The sequence below is a fragment of the Asaia spathodeae NBRC 105894 genome, from assembly GCF_025994195.1.
GTDB classification, from domain to species: Bacteria; Pseudomonadota; Alphaproteobacteria; order Acetobacterales; family Acetobacteraceae; genus Asaia; species Asaia siamensis.
The window spans coordinates 45,081-68,013 of record NZ_BAPY01000037.1 but is presented as its reverse complement, the minus strand read 5'-3'; the positions used below and the strand labels follow the sequence as shown (position 1 = coordinate 68,013).

The following is a 22,933-nucleotide window of genomic DNA, read 5'->3' as shown; positions in this document are numbered from 1 at the left end:
TGCGGAAACGATAAAATAAGATTTATGTGATGAGAAGCACTGATTCGCTTTCGCAACATTCTGTCATACTCAGCGTCGCTCCTCTGACGGTGGCGCCTGTCGCCCCGTCAGAAACCGGAAGAAAGAGACACTACGCCGGCAAAGCCGCCTCCGACGAAGTAAGTCGGCGCTCTCCCGGCGATGGTGGTACCAAACACACCTTGCGTCGCGTTACGATTGAGCGAGACGCCGCTGACACCCGACAGATAGCCCGAGCGCCCGAGATTGATCAGATTGAGCTGGATTTGTGGTGTCTTCAGCTTTGTCGTTTTCTGGAGGCGGTAGCCGAGAGAGAGATTGGCCGTTGCAAAGCCGGGGATACGCTCATCGTTCATGAATGTTGAATAGGTAGGGCCGACATAATGCCCGTCAAACAGGCCGAAAAACTGCCCGTCATCATAGGAAAGGCCAAGCGAACCCGAGAGCGTCGGGGTACGAACGGGGCGCTTTCCCTTTGTCGGCAGATAATCCGCACCGGACTGGATGTTGTTGTCGATCGTGGCGTGGATATACTGCCCCGAAAGATAGGGGCTGAAACCGTGCCACGGGCGTAGGCCGAGTTCGAATTGCGCCCCTCGCGCCGTCTGTCCGCCACCATTGATCGATTCACTTGTCGTGACACCGTTCAGGACTGTTGTCGTGGCAACCTGCCGATTGGTGAAATTGTAGTTGAAGAGCGCCAGAGAGAGCGTCAGCATTCCCTTGTGCCTGAAGCCAAACTCCTCACCGATCGAATATTCTGGTTTGATGTCTGAGGAGGCGACCCGCGATTGTCGACCTGTCGCGATGCTGAAGCGGTCCTGATAGCTGGAAATGCCAGACGGCGCCCGAAAGCCTGTCGTGCCATTGATATAGATCTGATCATGAGGCGTCAGATTATAGGCGGCCGAAAACTGGGGCAGGGGTGATGCATAGCTGGCGCCGTTGCGAAAGCGCGCCCCGGGCAGAAGATTGGTTACCGAGCGCGAGACCAACACCATACGCAGCCCCGCCGACAGAGTGAGTTTCCGGTCCAGAAGATGAAGCCTGTCAGTCAGAGAGATCGCATTGATCTGCTGCAGAAGCCTTGCGTCATAGGAGGAAAGCGGCGCTCCCGCCGCTGTGAGGATGGGAAAGGCGCCCCACTGGTTTGAAACGCCCCCCTGTGAGTCCGGCAGGACATAGCGTGAAAGACTGGAAAAATCATAATAGGAATACCAGTAGCCCAGAGACAGGCGGTTCGCCCCCGTCTCGTAATGGAGGGCGCTGTTCAGGCCAGGATGCGACTGGTGATAGACGTCGGTAGCGACCGAGGCGAAGTTGTTGCCGAGGCTCGCTGGAACCTGCAGCGTGCCTGCCGCCATCGCGCCGTTATAGCTGTTGGTTCGGCTCAGTGTCGTGCCGTAGCTGTCATAGCCCCAGACATAAATGAAGTAGGGCGTCAGATCGAGGGTCAGATGTCGTTCGAGATGGAGTGAGACCGGGGCCGACAGGAAGCTTTGAGCACGCGCATTTTCCTGAAATTTATAGTAACTGCTGTCGCCCGGCACATAATCAGCGGCATAATTGGCGTTTGTGCCAAGGCGCTGCCACTGCGCGAGTGTGGGAGGGAGCAGATAATAGCCCCGGTCGCGATTGAACGAAAAGATCACTGAGGCCGAGCTTTTCTGACCCCATTCCTTCATCAGGCGCATATCAGTATGGAAGCGCCGGGATGTGCCTGCGCCGCGCCATTGATCAGCACCGCGATAGGAGAAGGAGGCGAAGCCCTTCACACCCGTCTTGCCCAGAACGCCGCTCTCGAGGCGCAGAAACGCGCGATTGAGATTATACGAACCCCATGATCCGCCGATAAAACCGCCTCTCTCATCCGATGGTTTGCGCATTCTGACCGACAATTCACCCCCCACCGCATTATAGAGAGGCGAGGCTGTTTCAGCCGCGCCCTGCGCCAGGGTGATCGAGGCGATGTTCTCATTATCGGCTGTTGCTGAAGCATAGGGCACAAGGAAGAGCGGCGGCGCCGCTGGCACGTTTTCGAACAGATAGCCGATTTCGGTCTGGTCCAGGCCGCGTACTGAAAGCCCCTGTTGTTCGTCGTTGGTACCGAGCGGATCATTGCCCGAATAGACCACGCCGGGCAGATCGGCGATCATCGCGACTGGCGAGACGGTTGGCGATTGTCTGGCAATGAAATCGCGATTTACCCCGCTTTGAGACCGCGGCGCCGATTGGTTGGGCATGAGCCCACCCCCTATGGAGCGGCCTGTTGTTCCGTCTGCATTGGTGCGATGGCGGCGCACCGTCACGATCTCGCGCTTTGCGGGTGGGGTCCGGGCAGTGACCGGGGCTTTTTCCTGGCTCTCGTCATGGGCGGTTTTGTCGCGGCTGTCGGCAAATGCGCAGTCGGGCGCAACGCTCAGGGTGCAGAGAAGCGGAGAAGCAAGGAAAAAAGCGTATTTCGACACGTCAGACAGTCCGTTGCAGCAGGGCAGACCGGGCAGGGATACGTAGTCTGTCTTTCTGTGTAAATTGATACATTATAACAAATTTGGTCTGGGGGTGAACGGAAGTCTCTCTCGATAGAGATTGGGAAAGTGTAATCTGTTCTGGTATATTTTTCCTTGATTTTAGGTATTCGATTTTATCGAGAGGTATTTCAAAAGGAAACTTTCCCATAAAATGGGATTTCTCAGGTTAAGAAACACGTTTTCGTTTGTTAATGGCTATTAATCTTCCATGTCAAAATTTTGCTGGTATTACTGAGAACGATTATCAATATCAGCAAGTCCAGAGCGAAAAATGTGTGATTTCCGACCACGGCGACGCCCGAAGGCTCAGGCCCGAAGAACGAGAATATTAGTGACCTGCCTGGGTTTGACGGGGCTGTCGTTACCGCTCTCGGCGCGCGCTGTTCCGCCGCCTGTCAATCTCGGCAATGCCGCAGGGGCGAGTGATGACGACTCTTCGGGCGTTTTCGGATTTCTCTCCAACTGGCGCCGATCATCGAATCTTCTCGGTAATATGTGGGGATTACGCCCGGAACTCGGGAAATACGGCGCCGTTCTCGCCATTCAGGAAACCTCCGAAGTCTTCGGCAATCCGACAGGTGGTAGTCATCGCGGCGCAGGATATAATGGTCTGACCGTTGCCGTGCTTCAGGTCGATACGCAACGCGCTGTCGGCTTGTATGGCGGAACATTCAACGTCAGCATGGAGCAGATTCACGGGCGTAATTTCAGCGCCGATAATCTGATGGCCCTGCAGACAGTGAGTGGTATCGAGGCCGATCGCTCCACACGCTTGTGGGAGTTGTGGTACGATCAGAAATTCCTCGATCAGCAGAAACTCGATATCAAGATTGGCCAGCAGAGCCTCGACCAGGAATACATGGTCAGCAGCAATGCTCTGGTATTTGCCAATACGATGTTCGGCTGGCCGATGGTGCCTTCTGCCGACATGCCTGGAGGCGGGCCGGCTTATCCGCTCTCCGCCCTCGGTGTGCGTGGCAAATACTGGCTGGCGACGCCTCTCTATCTGCTTGGCGGTGTCTATAGCGGCAGCCCGACGAGAGATCGCGACGGTGACCCGCAAATAACCAACCCGTCCGGCACAAGCTTTCCGCTCAATCGGGGCGTGCTGGCTATTGCCGAGTTGCAATATGTCTACCCCGCACTGGGGGCAATGGTTTCACCCGATGAGGTTCAGCCGCTCTCCCATGTCTACCGCGTGGGCGGCTGGTACGATTCAGAGCCTTTTGCCGACCAGTTCTGGGATAATACGGGTGTGTCCCTCGCGTCGCCTGACAGCAATGGAACGGCCCGCACGCATCGTGGTGCGTTCAGTTTCTACGCTGTCATGGATCAGATGATCTGGCGCAGCCATACCGATGCCAACCGGACCATCAGTATTTTCGGCCGTGCAATGGGGACACCGCAATCCGATCGTGTGCCCATCGATTTCAGTCTCAATTTCGGTCTCACCTTCAATGATCCGTTGCCATATCGCACTGACGACGTGTTCGGCATTGGTATGGGCTACACCCATGTCAGTGGTGCGCTGGCCAATTATGATCGAGCCGTCAGGCGCTATTCGGGTGCCTATTCCCCGGCACAGGGCGGCGAGACCTATGTCGAGTTGACCTATCAGTATCAGTTTACCGGCTGGATGCAGTGGCAACCCGACTTTCAGTACATTTTCAACCCCGGTGGCGGCATCCCCAATCCGTCCCATCCTGACCGACGCCTGCGCGATGAGCTCGTCTTCGGGTTTAGAACCAATATCGCGCTGTGAGAGGTTCCATGTTTTCTCGTTTTTCGATTGCTGCCTGCACCGCCCTCACTCTTGTGGCTGTCGCTTCTCCCGCGAAAGCTGATCCGAAGGGGTTTCTCGAGACGCTGCATCGCCATACGACACTGGCATCGACCAGCCCCGGCAATGGCGATCTCAACCCCTACGCCGTTGTTGTCGTGCCGCATGATATGGGCGTGCTGAAAAAGGACGAAGTTCTGGTCACGAACTTCAACAATATCAGCAATCTGCAGGGCACCGGCACGACGATCGTTGCCTATTCGCCCGTGTCGGGCAATGCGCGGCTCTTCGCCAATCTGCCCAGCAACCTTGCGGCCTGCCCGGGTGGGGTGGGGCTCACAACGGCGCTGACCATCCTGAAAAAAGGCTGGATCATCGTTGGTAGCGCCCCCAGCAAGGATGGCACCACCACGACCAAGGGCGATGGATGTCTGATCCTGCTTGATGCCAATGGTAAATATATTACCACCTGGAAGGGGCCGCTCATCAACGCGCCCTGGGGCGATATTGCGAGTGTCGATCAGGGCGACAAGGCCACGCTTTTCGTCTCCATGACAGGTTTCGATCTGCCAGGGCCGAATGTGGTCGACCCGCAGACACATTATCCGCCGATCCTGCAGAAAGCGACGGTTCTTCGCCTTGAACTCAGCATCCCCGATAACAGCGCGCCAGTTCTTGAAAAGCAGACCGTTGTCGCCAGCGGCTTTTCGGCGCGTGCGGACCGAGACAACTTTCTGTTCGGGCCGACGGGACTGGCGCTTGATGACGACGGCACGCTCTATGTGACCGATGGCTACGACAACGAAGTGACCGCCATTGACAATGCGCTGACACGTACCGAGCCGGTCACACGGCAGAACGATGCAGTCGGCAGGGTCATCACCAAGGGCGGTCTGCTGAATTGGCCGCTCGCCATGATCTGGGTGCCGGGCCACCACCTGCTTGTCGCAAATGGCCGAAACGGTCAGGTCGTGGAAATCGATCCGGCGGCAAAGAAGCAGATATACGCGCAATGGGTCGACGCCGATCAGGCGCAGCAGCCGCCGGGAAATGGCGATCTGTTCGGTCTTGCCATGACCCCCGATGGCAAGAGCTTTTATTATGTCGAAGACGACATGAACACATTGAATGTGAGTCAGCCATGACAGATACGGAAAAAGGTTTTCGCCTTGGCAGGCGGGGCTTCATCGCGAGTTCCGTAGCCCTTGGCAGCGTCGCACCTCTCGCTGAGCAGGCTTTCGGCGCTCAAGCGCAGGTCGTTCACCAACCGGGTATTCTGACCCCTCAGCAGCCCTTTGCCTATTTCATCACCTTCGACGTTGCGACGACGAAGCGCGAGGAACTGGTCTCGCTGCTCAAAAAATGGACCGAGGCGGCAGACGCCCTGATGGCGGGAAAATCCGTCGAGGGTCTGGTCGATTCAGGCGAGATCGCCGGGCTGAAGGATCGCGATCTTACCATCACGATCGGCTTTGGTCCGACCCTCTTCGTGAAAGACGGGAAGGACCGTTTCGGGCTGCAGGCCCATCGGACCCCAGCCATGGCCGATCTGCCGCGATTTACCGGCGATCAGCTGGTCGATGCGCGTTCAGGGGGCGATCTGTGTGTGCAATGCTGTGCCAATGACCCCCAGACCACGCTGCATGCGTCGCGCGCGCTGACGCGGCTTGCCTATAATATCGCCAATCCGCGTTGGGCGCAGGCCGGGTTCCTGCCGAGTTTCGGCAAGGGCAAGACGCCGCGCAATCTCATGGGGTTCAAGGACGGCACGATCAACCCCGACACGAAAAACCCGGCTTCGGCTGATCGCTATATCTGGGCGGCGCAATCCGACCTGCCGTGGATGCAGGGCGGCAGCTATCTCGTATCGCGCATCATCCGTATTGCCCTCGAGCACTGGGATCGCACACCGGTCAGCTTCCAGGAAGAGACGATGGGGCGTAAAAAGCTGAGCGGTGCTCCAATAGGAGGCCATGATGAATTCGAGCCCCTTACCCTCACGCAGAAGGACCGTGACGGCAATCTGGTGACGGTGCAGAATTCTCATGCGCGCCTCGCAGCCCCTGAAGAAAATGGGGGCGCGCAGATCCTGCGGCGGGCCTACTCCTATGATAACGGTCTGAGCTTCACGGCCGAGCGCTGGCCGCCGTGGCGTCAGGGGATGGAAATGGATGCCGGGTTGTTGTTCATGAGCTGGCAGCAGGACCCTCGAAACGCGTTTGTGAAGATTTTCGAGAAGATGTCGAAATTCGACATGATGAACCAGTATACGACCCATATCGGAGGCGGACTTTTTGCCTGTCCCGGACGTAAGGAGGGCGGATATATCGGTCAGGCCCTCATGGAAGCCTGAGCTTCGGCTTCGTCATCCACCGGGAGACAAGCGCTTTGCCCCGTAAGGGGCGTGGCGCCTGTCTTTCGCAGGTAGCAGAAATACAAACTGGCACATTCCGGCAATATGTTTCCATTAGACAACGAATAGACCTGCATCCAGAAGATGTCGATTCTGTCATCGGAATGAAGCGGGAGTATTCGAATCCAATTTTATCTCTCTGGACGCCGCCTGTTTCAGGTTGTAACTCTCTGCCCACTAGACCGGACACGTGAAGGGACGGGGCGATTAACGCGGCGACGCCAAACCGACAGAGCAGACGCAAAGGCAGGACGATCTTTCGTCTTGCTGTAGCTGTTCCTGTCCTTCTGGCTTTTCTCGTGTCGCTCATGCTTCAGAGCCTTGCACGCCCTGACGAAACGCCTCGATCGGAAATCGTGCGTCTGATCGGCGTCGATATTGCCGCCCCGGCGATGGCGACCATGGGTATGGTCGAAAATATGACCGGTTGCGATGAGGCGGGCATGGTTATGCCAGCCGAGCCCAAGGGCCACAGCACCGGGCATCATCACGATTCAGCCTGCGCTCTTTGTCCGCTTTTACAGCTCGGGTTTTTCATTCTCGCCATCGCGCTGATTGTCGCTTTCGCGCGTAGCCTGAAGCTGAGTCAGCTTGTCACCCTTCCGCCATGCCGTGCGCCACCCGGGCTGCGATGGGTCATGCCGCCTGCCCAGGCACCTCCACTGACCTGATTGCTTGCAAGCGCCCCTGTTTTCCGGCTTCGCAGAAGGCGAATGCGCGAAGACAGCGGCTTGTCTCGTTTTCGATCAGGATATTCTTGTCATGACTCTGCCCCGTTCTGGCAGGTCGCTCCGCCATGCGCGCCTCGCGCTCGGATGCACCTCAGTTCTCGCCCTCGTCATCGCCTTCGATGCTCACGCCGCAACCGACCCAAAACAGCTTCCCGCGCCTGAAGAAGACGGCAAGGTGGAATATCTCCGGGTTGAAGGCATACGCCGCACGGCCATCCACTCGGCCGACACAGCGGCCTTGCTCAAAGGGTCGCTGGGTTACAGCATGTATTCGGCGGGCGGCGTATCAGCGCTTCCGGTGCTCAATGGCATGGCGGATGATCGTGTCGCAACCATCGTAGATGGTATGCATATTGCCTCGGCGTGTCCCAATCACATGAACCCGGCGATGTCCTATATCGACCCCGACAGCGTCTCGACGGCTGAGGCCATTGCGGGCGTCACTCCGGTCAGTATCGGTGGCGATAGTACGGGCGGTACCGTCAAGGTCGAGCGCCGCGACCCGCTTTTTGCAAAGAGCGGCAAGATACTCGTGACCGGTCATGTCAGGGGTGACTATCGTAGCAATGGTGGCGGCTCGGGCGCCTCGGGCACTGTCACGGTTGCCAATGACATGTTCAGCATCCGCTATACTGGCTCTTATGCCCATGCCAGCAATTATCATACAGGCGGAGACGGCCGTCAGGTACGCTCCACAAGCTATCTTTCCTATAATCATGCCGTTACGGCAGGGGTGAAGAAGGACAATCATCTGCTGGCGCTGACCTTTGGTCAGCAGGACATTCCTTATGAGGGATTTCCCAACCAGTATATGGATATGACGAATAACCGCTCGACCTTCGTCAATGGCAAGTATCGTGGCGAGTTCAACTGGGCCACTCTCGACGTACGCGGCTTCTGGCAGCGCGTTGACCATGTCATGAACATGATGAATGACAAGGGTGGTCATAGCGCCACGACCGGCATGCCCATGAACACCGATGCCCGCACGGCGGGATATGCCATCGATCTGACTATACCGCTCTCGACGCGTCACAATATCAGGATCGGTAGTGGCTATGACCATAACGGTCTCAATGACTGGTGGCCACCACTGGCCAACAGCATGATGATGGGGCCCAATACCTTTCACAATATCAATAACGGGCATCGTGACCGTCTGGGTCACTATATTGAGTGGAACGCACAATGGACGCGGCGTTTTTCGACACAGCTCGGCCTGCGCAATGACCTGATCATGATGAACACGGGCAAGGTCGCGCCCTATTCCTGGATGGGCATGATGCAGATGGCCGATATCATGGCTGCCAGGCGTTTCAATGCCGCATCACGCGGCCGCACCGATAGGAATTTCGACGTGACCGCAACAGGACGCTGGCACGCTCTGGACAGCCTGATGATTGAGGGCGGTTACGCGCGCAAGACGCGTTCACCCAATTTGTACGAACGCTATGCATGGGGGCGTGGTGCCATGGCCATGCGCATGATCGGCTGGTTTGGCGATGGCAATGGCTATGTCGGCAATTTGAATCTCCGACCCGAAATTGCCAACACGGCCAGCGTCACGGTGACATGGCATGACCCGAAAGGGGAGGGATGGAACGTCAAGCTGCAGCCGTTTTATACCTATACCGAAGGCTATATAAACGTGATGCGCATTGGCTCGTTGAGCAATGGCCTGTCGATGCTGCAATTCGTCAACCACAACGCCCAGAGCTATGGGCTCAATGGATCGGGTCAGTATCGCCTGTGGGACAGTGAGCGTTTTGGTCAGGGCAAGATCGTCAGCACGTTCAGCTGGGTGCGCGGTCAGGATTTTGTCACCCATTCCGGCCTTTACCACCAGATGCCCGTCAACGGCACGGTCGGGCTGCGTGAGACCTGGCAGAATGTCACTGGGCGGGTCGATGTGACGCTGGTGAAAAAGAAGTCGACTGTCGACTGGCTGCGCAACGAGCCGAGAACACCCGGCTATGCGTTGCTCGGGCTTGGCGCAAGCTATCGCTGGCGCAAATTCACGCTCGATGGAAGCATCGAGAACGTCATGAACCAGAAATATTATCTGCCCCTCGGTGGTCTCTCACTCGGCGATTACAAGCAGACGGGAGTTCTCGGCCCGCTCGCCGGACTTGGTCGTTCCTTCAACCTGAGTCTGACCGCAGCTTTCTGAGCCTTTCGCAGCGGCGCGCAAAACGCAGTCGCACCGATGCCCGCGGCCGCTGTTAATGGAGGTCGCTGTCGTTCACCCCTGCAAAACCGGTGTGAACGCGGCCCTCCGTTTAAGCGGGTAAGCTTTTGGCTGATATCTCGGGCGCGCGTTATCGCTGAGCACGACCTGAGCCGATCCCGTTTGCAACAAGCTCTGCGACTAACTGTGATCATTGGGGGAGGTGCGCCTTCAGATGAAGCCTTGAGGGCTTACCCTCCACCATGATCTCTTTCCTCCGGGAGACCTTGAAGTCACCTATTCAGGCATCAGGCTGGCTTCAGATCGAGCCGGCGTCCGGGTCCGAGCTCTCAAACGGGAAATTCTCCGTAGAGGCATGGCGTAAGGTTTTTACCCCCGAAGACGTCGCCCGTGATACCTCACACGCGCCCGGACGCGTGTCACATAGCAAAATCGGTCGCGTGCATCTTGGCTATCCAGTCAGGATGCGTTACCGCCGCGCCTGCGCCATGGTCTGTCTCGCAGTTGGCTTTTTGAGCCAAAATCTGAATTCAGCGCCCCGGTGGAAAGCCTCTGGCTACATCGTCGCGGGGTAATATGTGCCGGAGACAGGTGTGGGAATGAAGCGACCGGGTAGGAAAGGACAGATCTCAAATGCAGGCATCGGTTGAACAAAGGGAAGCGCGCATGCCGGTGCATGCCATGCTTGTACTGGCCATGGCAGCCTTCGTGACGCTGCTGACGGAAATCATGCCAGCCGGGTTGTTGTCGTCCATCTCGACCGGGTTGCGCGTTCCGCAGGCTGTGGGGGGGCAGTTCATAACGGCGTTTGCCCTTGGAGCCCTATCGGCCGCTCTGCCTTCCACAGCGTTTACTCACCGCCTGGCGCGCAAGAAGCTCCTTCTTGCCGGGCTGATCGGTTTTACGCTCGTCAATTTCGGCAATGCAGTCGCGACCAGTTTTACCCTATCCCTGATCATCCGTTTTATTGCCGGGTGTTGTGGGGGCCTTATCTGGGCGATGTTCGCAGGCTATGCGACGCGTCTTGCCCCAGAGGGGCAGCGAGGGCGTGCGATCGCTCTGGCCGGATCGGGGGTAACGCTGGCCCTGGTGCTCGGAGCGCCGTTGAGCGCCTTTCTCGGGCAGTTCATAGGGTGGCGCGGCGCCTTTGCGGCTTTGGGTGGGCTTTCTGCCCTGCTGCTGCTCTGGGCGATTATCGTATTGCCCGATGCGCCAGGGAGCCAGGGCGAGGTCAGTTTCAGTATCCTGCGTACCGTGAGACTTCCCGGCGTGCTGGCCAATCTCGCCATTATCTTCAGCTTCGTCTCGGCGCATAGCCTGCTTTATGTCTATATCGAACCTCTGCTCGTGCCATCAGGGCTGAGTGGCCGTATTGATGCGCTGCTGCTTCTGTTCGGTGCCGCATCAGTGTTGGGGCTGTTTGTCACAGGGGTGCTGATAGACAGGCACATGGCCTCTCTTATCCCAGCCAGTATCACGCTATTTGCTGGTGCAAGCCTGATTTTTGCGTGCGGATTGGGTCACCCGGTCGCGGTATGCCTTGCGATTATCCTCTGGGGGCTGACCACAGGCGGATTTGCCGCCCTGACGCAGAGCGCGATGGCGCATGTAAGCGGTTCATCCATCGATGCGGCGCAGGCTATGGCGACGACATCATGGAATCTGGCCGTCTCTTCTGGTGGTTTGATAGGAGGAATTCTCCTGACCCAGGCCACCATTGCGGTCTTGCCACTCATCGCCATCGCGCTCCTTCTTCTCGGTCTGGCTGCCTATATCCGGGGCTTGAGCCCTCTTGTCAGATAGCCAGATCGGAAGTGCGCGCTCAGAGCGTCTTGATATGGGAGGTATGAAGACGCTTTTTCTTCGCCGCCCTGACAGTCACGGCGATGACTGAAACAACAACCAGTGTTGCAACGATACTCAGTGCCAATGACTGAACGTCGGTCATGGCATAATGCTCATGGATTGGACCCCACCATTTCATCACTAATACTCCCTTTTAACGGAATAAATACAAGACCGCATCCTAACTGAGGATAGGAATTGTTCTATGGAAGCGGGTCCGTTCATTCCTTGCATTGACGATGCGCTCAAGGAATGGCGGTGGTCAATATTCAGTTTGGGAAATAAACTTCACGTTCAATCGATATTGATATAGATCAATACACGAACCAAAATGCGAAACATAAATAAAAACTTTCGTGTTCGTTCTAACAATTTCCTGTGCAAATGGAAGTGACACGATTTGTCGCGAATAGTGACTTTGTTTTCCCGGAGGCTGGAGGTCAGATTCGTGCAAAGTCGTCACTCGACTGATCTGACTATCTCATTGTTTATCTGCTGACATTTCACACCAGATGATGAAGGAAGATGCCCATTTGTCGCTAGATCGGGTTTATTAGACTATTTACTTTTGCGGAAGTTAATGGGGCGGCTTCATAAAGGAATTCCACAGTATCTATATAATATTCTCTTTTTATTTTCAAAATTGTAAAGTTTATGAATTTTTATTTACGTATATCGAGATTTTACTATAGTGATACATAATATTCGTAAGTGGAAAATATCATATTGTCGACCGGATTTCCCCAATATCCATGCCGTTGCTTGCAGATAATGTATCTGATTATAACGAAACATCTCGCGAGATAGTTTGTCGCAACAAAACTCGGGGTAATCGTCTAGACTTGGTCTACAAAAAAAAGAGAAAAATGACGTGAGCACAGTTTCAAATCATCTTCCGAACCAGATTTCCAGCGTTTACGCTTATCGCTTGAACGTGGACGGAACCTTGACCGCGTTGTATGGCAATGAAGCCATTGGCCCCCTTACGGCTAAGTATACTAGCAGTTACTTGCAATACGTCGACTCGCAGGGAAATATCATCCTAAACACGCAAAGTCCTACTGCGGGCATATATCAGACGTCGAACGGGTTTATTTCTTATAATTACCAGGCTCCCGATTGGGGCATAACACTTTTTACAAACGACCAAATTCAAAATCCGTCTCAAGTACATTGGGTCAACCAAAATGGCGTGCCTATTGGTTCGAAAGCCCCCGCAGATTATTTCGGTAATTCTACCTCGTTAACCTTGTCTGATTCGTCCGGATATTATCCAATAACGTACCCACAGGTTCTAGGTGGTGCCAACTCATCGGCCGGAAGTTACGACGAAGCGGCTCATGCCAACATGCCCGGGGTGGCTTACCCCTATGGTTATCTGCCGACCACATTGCACAATGTTTATCTTTATGTCCTGAAGGCCGATGGCTCGATCATGGCTGGCTATGACAACGAAGCCATCCCTACCATGACGGCCAGTTATGACGGCACGACCTGGATCTATACCGATGGCGATGGAAATCGGGTGTCAAGCTCTCTGGCAGGTATGACCGGTATCTATCAGACAGAAAACGGATTTGTCATCCATACCGACTATAATCTGACCTATCTGATCAGTAACGACAAGATTGCCAAGCCCGCCGAGGTAAGTTGGTCCAATCAATCGGGTGCCGTACCCGGCGCCGCCGGCTTTCCAAGTTTTATGGGTTCGACAACCTCGATCACGCTTACTGACAACAAGGACAATCAATCAGCTTCTCTGTCAATCGTGCCGGGCGGGGTGACCTCTCAGGGTACCTATGATCCAAATGCCCATAATGTTATGCCGGGCAATCCACTCCCTGACGTTTTTCTTCCGAAAAACATCAATAGTATCTATGTGTATTTGCTGAATTCAGACGGCACTGTAACGGCGACCAATAATAATGCAGCTATCGGACCGCTCCAAGCCAGTTTCGACGGCAAGACCTGGACCTATACGGACGCCTCCGGAAACATCGTTGCGACATCGCCAAATGCATCAACGGGCATGTACCAGTCCCGCAGTAGCTTCGTCACCTATGATTCGTCTCGTGGGGCCCTTCTGTTCAGTAATGACCCGATCAACGATCCCGAGCATGTAAGATGGTCCAATCAGGCTGGTTCTGTTCCGGGCGCTAACGGGTTTCCTAACTTTGCGGGATCGACCAGCTCGATCGTTCTTTCGGATACGATTGTCGATAATTCGCTGTACCTTTCGCAGGTCTCCGGCGGCGTTGTTACGCAAGGCAACTACGATCCTAACGAGCATGTTCTCATGCCCGGGTTGCCGCTACCGGACACTTTCCTTCCGACGACGCTCGATAATGTCTACGTCTATCTGCTGAATGCAGATGGTACGGTCACAGCAACCAATAATAATAACGCAATCGGACCGCTCAAGGCCAGTTTTGACGGCAAGACCTGGACCTATACGGATGCTTCTGGAAACGTCGTTGCGACATCGCCCAATGCATCAGCGGGCATGTACCAGACCCAGAACGGCTTCGTGACCTATGATTCGTCTCGTGGCGCCCTTCTTTTCAGCAATGATCAGATTACCAATCCTGAGCATGTTAAGTGGGCCAACCAGGCAGGTTCGGTTCCTGGCTCCACAGGCTTTCCGAATTTTGCCGGGTGGACGACCTCAATCAAGTTGTCGGATACGGTTGTAGACCAATCGCTCTCGCTCTCGCAGGTCTCAGGCGGCGTTGTCACGCAAGGTAGCTACGACCCCAATGCTCACGCTGTTATGCCGGGTGTGCCCTTCCCAGAGGGCTATCTTCCGACCAATCTCGACAATATTTATGTTTATCTTCTTAATTCGGATGGCACGGTTACGGCGACCCACGGCAATGCGCCAATAGGGCCGCTCACGGCGAGTTTCGATGGCAAGATCTGGACGTATACCGATGCTTCCGGAAATGTCATCTCCAGTTCGCAGAACGGTGCAACCGGGATGTATCAGACGTCCAATGGTTTTGTTTCGTACGATGTCTCTCAAGGGATCTTGCTCTTCAGCAATGATAAAATTTCTGATCCGTCGAAGGTTACCTGGGCGAATCAGAACGGGTCGATACTCGGGTCGAGCACCATCCCTGATTTCATCGGTTCTAGTACCAGCATAAAATTGAGCGATACGGCGGGAGATTCTTCGCTCGCGTATGGGCAGGTTCTCGGTGGCGTCGTCTCACCAGGAGTATACGATCCGAATGCCCATGCTGCCATGCCGGGTGTGGCCCTTCCATCGGGCTACCTGCCCTCAGAGCTGAACGACGTCTACCTTTATATCATGAACAGTGACGGCACTTTGGCCGCAAAAAATGCCAATGAGGCAGTTGGTCCACTCAAGGCTCAATATGACGGTACAACGTGGACTTATGTCGATGCCGAAGGCAATATTGTCCTGACTGGGCCAAATACGACCACAGGTGTCTACCAGACCGAAAACGGCTTCGTCTCCTATAGCGTTGGTGGCGGCTGGATACTTGTGAGCAACGACAAAATTCCCGATGCTTCCGAACTCCGCTGGTCAAACCAGAGCGGCGAGACACCAGGCAATACACCATTTCCTATCTGGGCGCCGGGGAGCACGTCGCTCATCATTCAGAATGCGACGGGAGACAAAAATGTCTCCTACGATTTTTCGACTGGTGGTGCTACCGCACCGGGGGTGTATGACCCGAATGCGCATCAGGATATGCCTTGCTTCCTCGAAGGCACGCGCATCCTGACGGCGGCCGGATACAAGAATGTCGAGGCGCTTGCGCTGACGGATGAAGTGGCTGTCTTCAGGAACGGTGAAGCAGTCTGGCGCCCGATCAAGGCGCTGGCTGTGGGGGTATGCCAGGTCAAGGCTACAGAGCATGATGACCGTGCAGGCTACCCGGTTGTTATTCGTCAGGGTGCGCTCGGCCATGGTGTGCCGTTCAAGGACCTGCGAGTGACTGCCGATCATGGGATCGAGGTCGAAGGCCGACTCTTCTTGGCAAGAAGCCTGGTCGATGGAGAAAAAATTTACTTCGACAAGAGCATTAGTACTTATCGCTATTTCCATATTGACCTGCATGATCATGAGGTGATCGAGGCTGACGGTGCTCGCGTTGAGAGCTATGGCGATGATGGTTATCGCGCCTTGTTCAACAATGCCTCGATGCTCATCAACACAACGCTGAGCTTTGATACTGCCATTTCTCTCAAGACAGTATGCGTCGAGCCTGACGTCATTCTGGCCATGCGCGAGAAGCTGGGTCTGAAGGAGATGCAAGACGACGGCGCAACGCCGGATGCCCTGAACTTCCACCTTGTCACAGAGGATGGTCAGGAGCTTCGTCCCCGTTCCATGGCGGGATCGCGTTACAGCTTCCTTCTGCCGGAACATGTTTCGACTGTGCGCATGGTCTCGGCGGCTGCGCGGCCATATGACGTCATCGGTGTTCACCGAGACGACCGGCGCGCGCTTGGTGTTCTGATTGGCGAGATCACTGTTTTCGAGGCCTCGGCAGCCATCCGTCAGGATGGTCATCTTCTGAATCGTCGCTGCGTGGGATGGACCGCTCTCGAGAACGACCAGTGCCGCTGGACGAAAGGCGATGCCCGCCTCGACCTCGAGCGCGAAGACACGGCCAATGCAGCGATCATCTCGATCGACGTGCTGGATGATTGCGTGCGTTTCGGCAGGGCCTGATTAAATAAGCATGCCTCTGTTTCGTTCAGCGCCCGGCGTCTGAACGAAACAGATTAGAGGGCATGAACGAAAAGCGCCTCGGCGACGGCATGATGTCCGCTCGCACGAGGCGCTTTTTTTATGGGGTGGGAGCGAACTGCGTTACGCTGGCTTGAGGGAGCGGACTTGACGTCTGTTGGCAGGGAACGGCCCTATGCCGTCGTCAGACAGACATCCGGGCCTGATCAGGGCTCAAAACAAAAATGCTCTGGAATACCGGATCGACATCGCGGCATCCCAGAGCGTGAAAGGTCCGATCAAGGACATATCGAAACGGGATTATCCCGGCCGAAGAGGCCGGAACGGAATACCCTCAGTTCTTGGGCCAGTTGCTGATCACGGCATCCTTTACCGACTGCGGCAGCGGGACGTAATCCAGCTTGATCGCATCAGGGTTGCCGCTCTTGAGGCCGAAGCTGAAGAAGTCCCTCACGGCCTTGCCCTGCGCGGGGTCCTTCGGATCGGTCGGAACCAGAACAAACGTTGCGCTCATGATCGGCCATGCATTGGCGCCAGCAATATCCAGCAGATCGACTGCATAGCGATCGGCGTGGTCCCAGTCGGCATGAGAGGCGGAAGCCGAGAATGATGCAGCATTGGGGCTGATGAAGGCGCCGTCATGGTCGCGCAGTTGCGCCATGTTCAGATGGTTGCGGCTTGCATAGGCATATTCGACATAGCCGATACCGCCCTCGGATTCCTTGACGCCAGCGGCCACGCCATCATTGCCGCGGGCGCCTGCGCCCCCGGCCCAGGCGATCGACGTGCCTGCGCCGAACTTGCCCTTCCATGTGGCCGAAACCTTGGAGAGGTAAGAGGTAAACACGAAGCTGGTGCCCGATGCGTCGGCGCGGTGAATGGGGGCAACATCTGAGTCAGGCAGCTTCAGGCCTGGGTTCAGGGCGGCAATACGTGGGTCATTCCAGGTGGAAATCGTGCCGTCATACAGGCCGGCGATGGTCGGGCCGTCGAGTTTCAGCTTGCCCGGGGCAATGCCAGGCACGTTGACGATCACGACAATGCCGCCCATGACGGTCGGGAACTGATAGAGCTTGTTGCTGTCGAGCTTGGCCGCTTCCATCGGCTTGTCCGACGCGCCGAAATCGACCGTGCGCGCGATAGCCTGGTTCTGTCCGGCGCCCGAACCGACGCTCTGATAATTGACGGAGGTGCCAATGGCTTTCTGCGCCGTCTCACCCCAGGCGCCATAGATCGGCGCGGCGAAGCTCGACCCGGCCCCGGTGATGGTGGCTGCGTGCGAAACGCCGCAGCTCAGAGCCAGGGAGAGGGAGAGAGCGCCGAAAATACGGGAAAGCTGCATTGTATGACCTCAATAGATCTAGATGACGGCTCGTTCTATCGGCGGCAGCAACAAGAAGATACAGATATAAGATGATAGTTTTATGAAATGCCCACCCCTCGGAGGCCACCCGTGACTTGCCCTTTTTCTTGACCGTATCTGACGGAAAGGGCGGGGCTCAAACGACAAACGCCCCTCCGGAGAAGGGCGCTTCCTTAAGCGTTGTGACGGGCTTCAGAAGGTGACGCCTGTCTCGAAATCGAGGAGAAGGGCATTCTTGTAGCGGTTCGTCCCGCCGGGATGCCAGATATACTGCAGGCCCGGTCGCACAGTGAGCCATTGCGTAGGACGCCACCCATAGTTGAGTTCGCCAGCATGTTCACCGCTCGGCTTCAGCAATCCGTTATCGGCGCCTTGCTGGACCTGTAGCGCGCCGACATAGGCACCGAGCTTGGGATTGACGAAGTTGAACTTCCCGCCAAGGCTGATCGTATCGTTCGGTCGGTTCCAGAACGTTCCCTTGCGCACGACACCCCAGGTGATGAAGTAGGGCGCAATGGCAGTGCGTGGATCACCCCAGGTGAACGACAGGAACGCCACTGTCGAGCGTGATGAGTCGCTTTTGTCGCGCTGAAGCATCTGGTCGGCCATGAACCAGCCGCCGTAACGGCCGCGCACCTTTTCGATGGGCAGATTGCCAAGCGCGGCATTTGACAGTTCAAAGCCAGCAAGCTGCGCATAGACGTTATTGACTTCAGACGTGTCCCAGTAGCCGCCAAACTTCACATTGGTGGGCAGGCGGCCCTTGCTGTCCGTGCCACCGAAATGATAGCCGACCTGGAAGGGAAGATAGGCGCCTGTCGAATTATGCAGGCCAAGTTTCCATGCATAGCCGGTGTTCGAGATGGTGGGGTCGACGTTATAGATACCGGCTGACACCAGCATCCGCTCATCACCAAACGGGTAGAGCTTGAGGAAAGCGCCTGGATGCGCGGTCGGGTAGTAGCCATAGCCCGAATTGCTTGCGAGTGCCTGGGGCATACCGCAGATGGCGTTCGATTCAAACTGGCAATAGAGACTCATGCCCCAATGCATGGTCGACTGACCGAAATCGTTTTCGGTATTGATCCAGCCGATTTCGGTATCGGCATATCGGCTCCACTGCATCTCCCACGAAAGCCGTGTGAAACGGATCGTCTCGCCCGAACCAAAGATCTGCTGCGGGCTGTTGAGTGTCGGGATTTTCTGGCCGATGCCTAGACCAGCACGCTCAGTCAGCAAGACGTGGAACATGCCGTAATTATGGCCAGTCAGCTGCGCGAAATTGACGTCAGCGCCGATACCGACTTCGTGAGCGTAACGAACCGCCTGCGTCTTGCCGCCAACAGGGTTGCCGGCACTGTCCTGCAGATAATGGCCCTGGGGCGTGATGCCCATGTTCTGCAACCGTGTGCGCAATCCGCCCCAGTCACCCGTCATGGTCGGCTGTTTGAGCCAGTCGGAGAAACTCTTCGGAAAAAGGGCCTCATTGCCAGGAACGGGGATATAGGGGTGACGAACCGTGCCGAGTGTGGGCTGTGAGCGGTCATATGGGCTGCCGAAGAGGCTCGCCGGGCTATCTTTGTTCACGCCGGAACTATTGGTCGTTGTCGAGACCTTTTCGATCGGATCGAGCGTTGCGGCGGTCTCGTTACTTGAGCTCGTCTGCTGGCTTTTCGTCTGGGCGTATGCCTGAACGCCGAGGAAGCAGCTCCCCAGAACGGTTCCGGCAACCCAGAGAGAACGGAGCCTCCCGGTTCTTGAAACAAGCATGTTCGCGCACACTCTTTAGGTCTGAATGTTGGCCTCCTGAGTGGCCGATTGGCCCCGTCCTATCAATATTTCATTCTATGACAAGCGGATTGGAATTTTCGGGCCGAAACCCATGATTTGAGCAAGTTAGCGTGATTTTTTCGCCACACTTACGGTCCGGGTGTACAGTCCGGAGAAATTACCTGATCCTTACTTCATATCCTTACTACATTGACGGTACTGATCTATATTTGCTTGATTACATGCGAAATTCTCTAATAGATAATGCCTGTTTCTCTCATCGGTTTAACTATATCCTCAGGTCGGGTGACGGGTCATTGACGATCTTTGTGCGAACAGTGGTCAGGTCCGATCGGGGCAGAGACGGGCTCAGTCGGCAGAACAGGGAGAATCGAAGCCAGGACCGAGAACATCGCGGATACCATCGGATTCAGGGTGACTGAGCGATCGCAGGCACAGGCATGAGCGCCATGACCCGTTCCTCGCTATGCATTCCCCCGGGAGAGGGCGGAAATTCCGTAGTGAGGAAACGAGGGTGGTCCTGCCTGCTGGTTTCAGAACCAGCTTCTGATGCCAAATGTCAGACGCAGATTGCCCGCGCTGTCGTTCCGCTCGCGGGCGAACCGGCGTGCCTGTTGCAGGGCGCCGTCATAGGTCATCGCGACATAGGGGGCGAATTTGCGCCATATCTCATAACGCAGCCTGAGCCCCGTATCGATTTCGGAGAGTCCGGCGCCGTTGCCACGCGCCTTGTCCTGTTTCGAATAGAGATTCAGCTCTACCTGTGGCTGCAGGATCAGGCGGTTGGTGATCGGGATATTGTATGATCCCTCGAACCGACCGGCAAAACGGCCACGATCGCTCACATAGGCCGTTGCCTGCACTTCAAACTGATAGAGTGCCAGCCCCTGTATGCCGAACGCCCCCCAGGTGCGGGTGGGGCCACTATCCAGATCCACTCGCACACCGCCCTGAACGTCGAAATAGGTCGAGACCGAGCGGCTGTAGAGAAGCTCCTGATCGCCGTCGCTCATGCGCCCCTTTGTCAGCGTGCCCTCTGATCGCAGCCAGAGGCGGTTGTAATCACCTCCCACCCAGGCTTCGCCGTCCCAGCGAAAATTCGAGTTCTGTCCGGCCACGCGTCCCTCGAACTGGTTGAGCAGGCCATGAACCCAGACACCCTGATCCATCACGGGCATGATGCCGTCTATATAGCTCGGCATGGGCTGCATGGCAGTTGTCGAGGCGGATTCAGCTCGCGCCTGTGAGGCACCAGCAAGAGACAGGGCGGCAAACAGGGCAGGTCGTATCAGGTGCTTCATGACACCACCACCGTTCTGAACATGCCAAGATGCATATGGTAGATAAGATGACAATGAAGCGCCCACATACCTGGCGTATCTGCCGTGACGAGATAGCTCAGCTTTGAGCCCGGCTGCGAAATGATGGTGTGCTTGTTGGGGCGCAGATTACCCTGGCCGTTTTCAAGTTCGCTCCAGAACCCGTGGAGATGGATCGGATGCTCCATCATCGTGTCATTGATAAGCGTTATTCTTACCCGCTCGTTAAGCGCGAGATGGATCGGCCCCGCCTCTGAGAACTTTCTGGCATCGAAGCCCCATATATAGCGCATCATATTACCCGTCAGATGCAGAATGATCTCCCGGCTGGGCGGGCGCAGATCGGGAGCAGGTTTGAGGGCCCGCAGCATGGCATAGCTCAGCACCTCTCGCCCATTCTGCTCCAGCCCGTCGCCGGGTTCTGCCAGACGATCGACCGGGTTTGTCGCCACGTTCTGGTTTTCAACATTTTTCGGCGGTGGCCCGGGGTCATCCACGACGAGGGTTGGCGTCGCGACGGACGGTGTTTCATGGGTTGACGGCGTGGATTGAGGTGATGTCATGCCGCTCATGCCGCTCATGCCGCTCATGCCGCTCATGCCGCTCATGCCGCTCATGCCGCTCATGCGACCCATACCCATATCCACCATGCTTCGAACCGGGCGCGGGTCCATCGGCGGAACAGGGCCTGCCATACCCTTCTGGGGGGCAAGCGTGCCACGAGCGAAGCCGGTGCGATCTTCGGACTGCGCGAAAATCGTCCAGGCCCTGCCATCTGTCGGCTGCACGATCACATCATAGGTCTCGGCGGGAGCAATGCGAAACTCATCCACCCTGACAGGCTCGACATCCTGCCCATCAGCCGCAATGACATCGAATGACAGTCCCGGGATACGGAAATCGAACAGGGTCATGGCTGAGGCATTGATGACCCGCAACCGGATACGCTCGCCCGGCCTAAATACACCCGTCCAGTTGGCGTCGGGTGACTGCCCGTTGATCAGATAGGTATAGATCACGCCGCTGACATCGGAGATATCGGTGGCGGACATACGCATATGCGACCACATCAGCCGATTATCGATGGCATTGCCCAGCCCGCTCTCCCGCGCTTCGCGGAAAAGCGAGGCTACGGTGCGCTGGCGGAAATTGTAGTAATCGTCCTGCTGCTTGAGATTGCTGATGATGTCATGCGGGGCGACGTCGCTCCAGTCTGAAAGCACCATTACATAGTCGCGGTCAGGATGATGAAGTGGCGCGCCCATCGGGTCGATCACGAGGGCGCCGAATAACCCCTGAGCCTCCTGCATGCCGGAATGGCTGTGATACCAGTAGGTGCCTGACTGCCTTACCGGGAAGCGATAGGTGAAAGATCCTTTCGCAGGCACACCGGCGAAACTGACGCCAGGGACACCATCCATATTGGCGGGGAGGCGTATACCGTGCCAGTGGATTGAGGTCGGTGCATCAAGCCGGTTGATGACATCGAGAACCATGTCATCGCCCTCGCGCCAGCGCAGGGTTGGCGCTGGCACGCTGCCATTCACCGTGAAGCCGCGACCGGTCTTCCGCCCGATTGTCCACGGGCAGGTATCGATTGTGAGGGCATAGCGAGAGGCGGCGGCAGGCGGGATCGCAGACGCATCGGTCGCAGCCGAAAGAGGCGTATCGGGCTGCAAATTTGTGCAGGCAGCAAGGCCAAAGCCAGTCAGCCCCGTGACGAATTGTCGGCGGGAAAAACCGGCCCCTGCGCGGGGACGAGTAATCATGAAACAAGACCTGAGCGAATGAAACATGGCTTGGCAGGACGCGCGCGGCGTCGCTGCCAGAACGAAGTCAATGCGTCAGGAAACTCTCGGTGGTCTCAGATCAGGCGGTGCCCTGCGCCCTGAAAGGGCAGGGGGAAGAACCGGTTCGAACCGTGCTGCGTAGATCAGACGCGGCGTTGAAAGCGCGCCACTTACAGGGGCATCGAAGCTGGAGATGCAGGAGGAACTCGGAAGACAGCTTCCGCAGGCATGGCCGTGCTCATGACCAGGCACTGGAGCCTCATGATGGCCGCTGCATCCGGATTTGAAGGCAGCCGCAGAGAGGCCATGAGCAGGAGACATCGACGCGCAGCCGCTCTCACTTGCCTGAACAGGCGTAATGCCTCGCAGTACAAGAAAGAAAATCATCAGGACGACGATCCAGAAAGGATGGCGCGGCCGGTTCATGAGCCTCATGATCTT

General features: G+C 56.4%; 14 protein-coding genes. 7 read left to right on the top strand and 7 right to left on the bottom strand.

What is annotated here, in order from left to right:
- Positions 1-107 precede the first annotated feature (107 nt).
- Positions 108-2,486, bottom strand: coding sequence for a TonB-dependent receptor (locus AA105894_RS11185; protein WP_267311788.1), 2,379 nt, complete (start codon positions 2,484-2,486; stop codon positions 108-110).
- A gap of 394 nt (positions 2,487-2,880) precedes the next feature.
- On the opposite strand from AA105894_RS11185, the gene AA105894_RS11180 reads away from it, so the two are divergent.
- The 6 genes from AA105894_RS11180 (at position 2,881) to AA105894_RS11155 (ending at position 11,464) form a co-directional block, all read left to right on the top strand.
- A complete protein-coding gene (locus AA105894_RS11180; RefSeq protein ID WP_267311787.1) occupies positions 2,881-4,311 on the top strand; it encodes a carbohydrate porin in 1,431 nt (476 codons plus the stop codon).
- Between the two features lie 8 nt (positions 4,312-4,319).
- Positions 4,320-5,474, top strand: coding sequence for an NHL repeat-containing protein (locus AA105894_RS11175; protein WP_267311786.1), 1,155 nt, complete (start codon positions 4,320-4,322; stop codon positions 5,472-5,474).
- The gene (locus AA105894_RS11170) at positions 5,471-6,682 is read left to right on the top strand and encodes a Dyp-type peroxidase (RefSeq protein ID WP_267311785.1); all 1,212 of its coding nucleotides are present in this window, start codon (positions 5,471-5,473) and stop codon (positions 6,680-6,682) included. The genes AA105894_RS11175 and AA105894_RS11170 overlap by 4 nt, the downstream gene beginning before the upstream one ends.
- Before the next feature lie 359 nt (positions 6,683-7,041).
- On the top strand, positions 7,042-7,413 hold the full coding sequence (locus tag AA105894_RS11165; protein ID WP_267311784.1) for a DUF2946 family protein: 372 nt from the start codon (positions 7,042-7,044) through the stop codon (positions 7,411-7,413).
- 91 nt (positions 7,414-7,504) lie between these two features.
- On the top strand, positions 7,505-9,643 hold the full coding sequence (locus AA105894_RS11160) for a TonB-dependent receptor (RefSeq protein ID WP_267311783.1): 2,139 nt from the start codon (positions 7,505-7,507) through the stop codon (positions 9,641-9,643).
- Between the two features lie 684 nt (positions 9,644-10,327).
- Positions 10,328-11,464: an MFS transporter gene (locus AA105894_RS11155; protein ID WP_267311782.1), complete on the top strand. Its 1,137-nt coding sequence runs from the start codon at positions 10,328-10,330 to the stop codon at positions 11,462-11,464.
- A gap of 19 nt (positions 11,465-11,483) precedes the next feature.
- Here the strand turns inward: AA105894_RS11155 and AA105894_RS11150 are convergent, their stop codons facing one another.
- On the bottom strand, positions 11,484-11,645 hold the full coding sequence (locus AA105894_RS11150) for a hypothetical protein (protein ID WP_267311781.1): 162 nt from the start codon (positions 11,643-11,645) through the stop codon (positions 11,484-11,486).
- 732 nt (positions 11,646-12,377) lie between these two features.
- Between AA105894_RS11150 and AA105894_RS11145 the strand changes: the two genes are divergently transcribed.
- Complete coding sequence (locus AA105894_RS11145; RefSeq protein WP_267311780.1) at positions 12,378-16,211, top strand: Hint domain-containing protein; 3,834 nt, start codon at positions 12,378-12,380, stop codon at positions 16,209-16,211.
- A gap of 352 nt (positions 16,212-16,563) precedes the next feature.
- Here AA105894_RS11145 and pstS read toward each other — a convergent pair whose 3' ends face one another.
- From pstS to AA105894_RS11120, 5 genes are all read right to left on the bottom strand, one after another.
- On the bottom strand, positions 16,564-17,571 hold the full coding sequence (gene pstS, locus AA105894_RS11140) for a phosphate ABC transporter substrate-binding protein PstS (protein WP_267311779.1): 1,008 nt from the start codon (positions 17,569-17,571) through the stop codon (positions 16,564-16,566).
- Positions 17,572-17,784: 213 nt separating this feature from the next.
- Positions 17,785-19,362: a carbohydrate porin gene (locus tag AA105894_RS11135; RefSeq protein ID WP_267311778.1), complete on the bottom strand. Its 1,578-nt coding sequence runs from the start codon at positions 19,360-19,362 to the stop codon at positions 17,785-17,787.
- 554 nt (positions 19,363-19,916) lie between these two features.
- Positions 19,917-20,684 (bottom strand): copper resistance protein B, encoded by a 768-nt coding sequence (locus tag AA105894_RS11130; RefSeq protein ID WP_373316769.1) that lies wholly within the window; start codon positions 20,682-20,684, stop codon positions 19,917-19,919.
- Entirely contained in the window at positions 20,681-22,471 is a 1,791-nt protein-coding gene (locus tag AA105894_RS11125; protein ID WP_267311777.1) for a copper resistance system multicopper oxidase, read from the bottom strand. The genes AA105894_RS11130 and AA105894_RS11125 overlap by 4 nt, the downstream gene beginning before the upstream one ends.
- Before the next feature lie 75 nt (positions 22,472-22,546).
- Positions 22,547-22,918: a hypothetical protein gene (locus AA105894_RS11120; RefSeq protein ID WP_267311776.1), complete on the bottom strand. Its 372-nt coding sequence runs from the start codon at positions 22,916-22,918 to the stop codon at positions 22,547-22,549.
- Between the last annotated feature and the right edge of the window lie 15 nt (positions 22,919-22,933).